General features: G+C 60.8%; 6 protein-coding genes. 1 reads left to right on the forward strand and 5 read right to left on the reverse strand.

Annotated elements, in window-relative coordinates:
• Positions 1-228 precede the first annotated feature (228 nt).
• Positions 229-729 (forward strand): transcription elongation factor GreA, encoded by a 501-nt coding sequence (gene greA, locus GX108_06425; GenBank protein NLO56670.1) that lies wholly within the window; start codon positions 229-231, stop codon positions 727-729.
• On the opposite strand, the gene GX108_06430 is transcribed toward greA, so the two are convergent.
• The 5 genes from GX108_06430 to GX108_06450 all read right to left on the reverse strand — a co-directional run.
• Positions 715-1,701 (reverse strand): D-alanine--D-alanine ligase, encoded by a 987-nt coding sequence (locus GX108_06430; GenBank protein NLO56671.1) that lies wholly within the window; start codon positions 1,699-1,701, stop codon positions 715-717. The two genes, greA and GX108_06430, sit on opposite strands and share 15 nt — an antisense overlap.
• Complete coding sequence (locus GX108_06435) at positions 1,701-3,356, reverse strand: hypothetical protein (GenBank protein ID NLO56672.1); 1,656 nt, start codon at positions 3,354-3,356, stop codon at positions 1,701-1,703. Before GX108_06435 ends, GX108_06430 begins: the two co-directional genes overlap by 1 nt.
• Positions 3,335-3,886, reverse strand: a complete 552-nt coding sequence (locus GX108_06440) for a hypothetical protein (protein ID NLO56673.1) — start codon at positions 3,884-3,886, stop codon at positions 3,335-3,337. Before GX108_06440 ends, GX108_06435 begins: the two co-directional genes overlap by 22 nt.
• Positions 3,887-3,931: 45 nt before the next feature.
• On the reverse strand, positions 3,932-4,360 hold the full coding sequence (locus tag GX108_06445) for a hypothetical protein (protein NLO56674.1): 429 nt from the start codon (positions 4,358-4,360) through the stop codon (positions 3,932-3,934).
• Positions 4,353-4,717: hypothetical protein (locus GX108_06450; protein NLO56675.1), on the reverse strand; the 365-nt coding region annotated here is incomplete at its 5' end. The genes GX108_06450 and GX108_06445, both read right to left, overlap by 8 nt.

Raw genomic sequence — 4,717 nt, forward strand, 5'->3', positions numbered from 1 at the left:
CCTTGGGTCCCCCTCTCTGGCGCGCTAAAAACGGCTACTCTCCCTTTCATAGCCTTTGCGTTATCTTAAACCGCGATGTTCTGCGGTTACCGTCCTTTATAGGACCCTCAGGGGGATTTGTCAAGGGGATTTGTCAAGGGAATTTTGGCCCTGTTGCCCAACTTTTGACAGTCTGTTAAAATACGCCATCAGCGGACATCATATTCCCCCCGAAGGGAGGACTGTCACATGTCAGATGTTACAAATTCCGACCACATCGACATGACCCGGGAGGGATACGAGAAACTGAAGGCAGAACTGGTCTCGCTTAGAAGCGAGGGGCGCCAGGAGATCGCAAAGTTGCTGGAGGAAGCCCGTGGCTTCGGGGACCTCAACGAGAACGCAGAGTACCATTCCGCCAAGGAAGCCCAAGGCAAGCTGGAAACGAGGATACAGTGGCTGGAATACCAGTTGGGCAAGGCCAAGATAGTCGAGCCGGAGGACATCGATCCCTCGAGGGCCGGCCTCGGGACGACGGTGACCCTGCTCGATCTCGATGGCGGCAACAGTCTTCGCTATACCATTGTCGGCTCCGAAGAGTCGGACCCGGCCGCAAACAAGATATCCGCCAGCAGCCCCGTTGGGCAGGCCGTGATCGGCAAGGTCATCGGGGAGGAACTCACCGTCGAGGTTCCCAAGGGCACCAGGAAGTTCAGGATTACGGATATCTCCATCCTACCGTCGGGTTAAAAGGCGGGTTCCCGCGGATCTCAACTCAAGGGAGGACCTGACGATCCTCCGGGCAAGTTCATCGAAATCCCACCCCATGGCGGCCGCGGACTTCGGCACCAGGCTCGTGGCCGTCATGCCGGGTACCGTATTAACCTCCAGGACCAACGGATAACCCTCCCTGGTCAGCCGTAGGTCGACCCTGCTGAAGATCCTGCAGCCCAGGGACCTGTGGGCGGCGATGGCTGCTTCCGCCACTGCAGCCTCTTCGGAGGGGGCCAGCGGTGCGGGGCAGAGGTACTCCGCCTGTCCAGGGGTGTACTTGGCCTGGTAGTTGTAAAAACCCTGGCGGGATTCTATCTGGATCACGGGGAGGATGGAGATCTTTCCCATCTCCTCCCACACGGTTACGGTGACCTCCCTCCCGGGAATGTACTCCTCCACAAGGGCGGCGCTATCCAAGGAGAAGGCCAGCGAAAGGGCTTTCTCCACCTCCGAAGGCGAGGATACTATCGTCACTCCCACCGTGCTCCCACACCCCGAGGGCTTTACCACGATCCTTCCCCATCGTTCGAGGGCCTGCTTTGCCTTTCTCCCGGCATCGCCGGAAACCCTTTCGCCAGAAAACAGGAAGACCGCCCGCGGCGTCGGCACGCCGTCGGCTGAGAAGAGGGCCTTGCTCGCCCGCTTGTCCATGGCCAGGGCGCAGGCCGTGGCACCCGATCCAGTATAAACCCTCCCCATCAGGTCCAGGGTTGCCTGGATCCTTCCGTCCTCCCCCCAGGAACCGTGGAGGGCGATGAAGAAGATATCGGCCGCTGAGCGCTCGATCATTTCCAACATGGATCGGGAGTTATCAGCTTCCAGGGGTTCCACGAGAAAAGCTGCGGCCCCCAGGGCGGAGCATAGGGCGCCGCCGCTGGAGAGGGAAACCTCCCTTTCGGGGCTATCGCCTCCGAAAAGAACGGCCACCCTGGTAGCATCGGCTGGCATCATGGGATATACTCCTCGGCCTCTTTCGCGCCCAGGAAAAAGGGGTTGCTGGGGAAGGCGTTCAGGACGAAGACCAAGCCGGCCCAGTCGTCCTCGCCGACCAGGTCATCGCGGTAGACCAGGTCAACCCTGAAACAGCATTTGCTGTCGTAACTAAGGCGGTAGTACATCTCATCGAGGCTACTCTCGCGGAGGTTGTAGCCGCCCCGGACGACGAGGCTCCAGTGCTCCCCGAAGGGGATCAGGGCCTTCTGGTAGAAGACTTCGCTGTCGGAGAGATCGTCCCAGGCCATGGGCGATCCTCCCTCGACCCAGCGTTTCCTCCAGAGGCTCGTCATGGTGACCGGACCCAGGGGCCAGGAAAGGCCGAGCCTCACGGTCATGATCTTCTGGCTACCGTCAGCCGACCCGTAGTCGTACCACCAGTACTCGGCCCCCCAGAAGGGCTTGATGCTTCCAAGCTTCCCCTCACCTTCGTAAGCCGCCCCGAGGCCAAGCCTGGAAGCCCCCGACTTCACCGTGCCCCCTTCGGAAGAGACCTCGTAATCACCCCAGGTCGCCATGAAACGCCATTGCCCGGTCGAGGCGGGAAGGGACCACCAGGGTGAGAACAGCGTAAACTCGGGGCTCCTGTCGAGAACGCCTTTGAAGGTATCGCCCAGGTCCCTTTCCACCTCGACGCTCTCCGCCCGGGACCACCACAACCTTCCCGTCCATCCTCCAAATTCGTAATCCACGCCCCATCTCGGGCGGAGCCTTTTCTCCTCTCTATCCCCGTCCCAGGTGTAGGAGGCATCGGCAAAAAGAAGGATTCCCTCGCTGTACCGGTAATCAACGGACAGGATGCCCTCGAATCCTATGTCGGACCAAAGGAAGGCCTTCCACAGCACGTTGACATCGCCCATGACGAGCGGGGCTCCATAGGATACCCCCACACCCTTGTCTCCCTCGTACATCACCCGGGGAAGGAACTGGCTGCGGCTACCGTCCGAAAGATCGATGACATAGTCGAAGGGGTACGAAAGAAGGTACTTTCCCCCTATGTAGATGGCCGGCTTCGAGGCAAAGATCCGGTAGCCCGGGACGATCACGAGGCGCTTCGAAACCAACTGGTAGTGGGGGATCTCGGCGGGGCAGGTGGTGAAACCGACATCCTTCCACCGGTAGACCTGGTCCCCCGTCACAAGACCCTTTTGAATCCTCACCGGGACCGACTCGAGGCGCTGCCCCTCTTTGACGCGGATCGTGGTCACGTCGGAACCCGAGGCGTAAACCTCGCCCTTTTCAGCAGGGAAACTGCCCGAAGCGTTCCGGAAGAGCCCCTCGCCGGAGATCATATCGAGGGTGAGCCATTGGCCCTCGAGTCTCTGGGAACCGTGGAAAAGTATCACCCTGCCGCCGGGATCCGAGAAGGCCTCGATGGTGTTATCGGCCGCCGAATACTCGACCCTGGGGGCGAAGACCCTTACCAGGTCCCTGCTGATGCGCACGTTCCCCGTGGCAACGGCGAGACCCGAGGCCTGGTCGAACTCGACCCTGTCCGCCTCCAGCACTATCCGGCCGTCACCGGCCATCACGGTGAGGGGAAAGAGGAGCAAAAAAATTGAAAGGGCGAAGAACGAAATGCCCAGCCTTAGCGGGTTTTCCCCTGCCATGTGACCACGGCTCCTTCCTCCACGACGACTGAACCGGACATGGTTATCCAGCCCCTGCTTCCCTCGAGGACGAGGCGATCATCCCGGGCTTCAAGACCTTCAGGGAGCCTCCAGACCGAATCCCCGTCATCCCATTCGGCGGTGGGTGCGCTCCAATCGAGTTCACCCGAGGGGTGTAAGATATGCCCCAGGACTTCAAAAAGCCTGATTTCGCCGGAGCTCTCGAAAATCATCCCCCTCGGGGCGGTTATATCCCAGAGGGATCCTGCCTTTGATCGGATTTGAACGTCAATGTTTTCGGCTTCACTGAGATTTTCTTTCTTTTGGGCCCTTTCGGCCCTCATGTACCAGTCTCCACCCTTCTCCTGCCTGACGACGTCGAGACCTTCCACGATCACCATGGGAATCTCCGGGGCCGGGGCGTCATCGCTCCGGCCGAGGAGGAGGTCCCTGGCAAGCCCCACGGAGAAAAGCAGGAACAAGACGATCGCGGCGATCATGAAAAGGCGCCGCTTGCTTTCAGGAACCACCGCACTCCCCCCGTTCAGGCTGAAACCATGGGCGAAAAACCCCAACTAAAGTTTGTAGTCGATAACAGCGGAAACCCCGACCTTCTGGACCCGGCGAAACCTTTCCAGGGGGTTGGTGGAGTCGATGGGGATCAGCACCCTCACTCCTACGCGTTTCATGAAGCTGACGGAGAGCTCCGCCACGGCCTTGACCTTGTCCACTTCCGCCTTGGGGCCGGCCACTTGGGCCGCGCCGATGGAGGTGCCACTGCCCACCGACACTATGGGGATGACCTTGGTCTCCTCGTCGGTGCCCACGCCGCGGTTGAAGGTGACGGTGTTGATGAAATCATTTATCTGGCCACCCAAGGCGCCTACGACCAATCCACCCCCGATCACCCCGATGAGGTCCCCTAGGTCGACGGCCATGGCCACCCCGGTGAACAGCAAGACCCCCGCGGCGACCACGGCGATGATTCTTTTGCCTTTACTCAAGGAAGTCGTCTCCCTCCATGGGTTGTTCAAATTCTTCCTGGACTTGCTGCCCTTCCGACGGGACGGGCGGTCGGCCCTCTCCCTGGACCGCCTGGATCGAGGGCGGGACCGGGTAACCCTTCACGGCCGAAGAAGAGGCCGTCTCCAGGTAGATCGGCGTTCCCGGGACCACATCGGGAGCGTCCCCTTTCACGAGCAGGCCTCCCACGAGGCCCACAGGGCCGAGAAGAACCGCGCCGATGGCGCTCGTCCCGATGGCCGTAGCCACGGTCGTGTCGGACTTGGATGCCAGGGCGGAGGCGTCGCCGACGAAGACGGGGATCGCCTCTGGGCCAAGGGGTTCCAGCCTGTCAAAGG

It is taken from the genome of Thermovirga sp. (assembly GCA_012523215.1).
Classification (GTDB): domain Bacteria; phylum Synergistota; class Synergistia; order Synergistales; family Thermovirgaceae; genus 58-81.

Bases quoted from the DNA above. Each gene is read 5' to 3' on its own strand.
- greA (NLO56670.1), top strand. From the start codon at position 229: ATGTCAGATGTTACAAATTCCGACCACATCGACATGACCCGGGAGGGA.
- GX108_06430 (NLO56671.1), bottom strand. From the start codon at position 1,701: ATGCCAGCCGATGCTACCAGGGTGGCCGTTCTTTTCGGAGGCGATAGC.
- GX108_06435 (NLO56672.1), bottom strand. From the start codon at position 3,356: ATGGCAGGGGAAAACCCGCTAAGGCTGGGCATTTCGTTCTTCGCCCTT.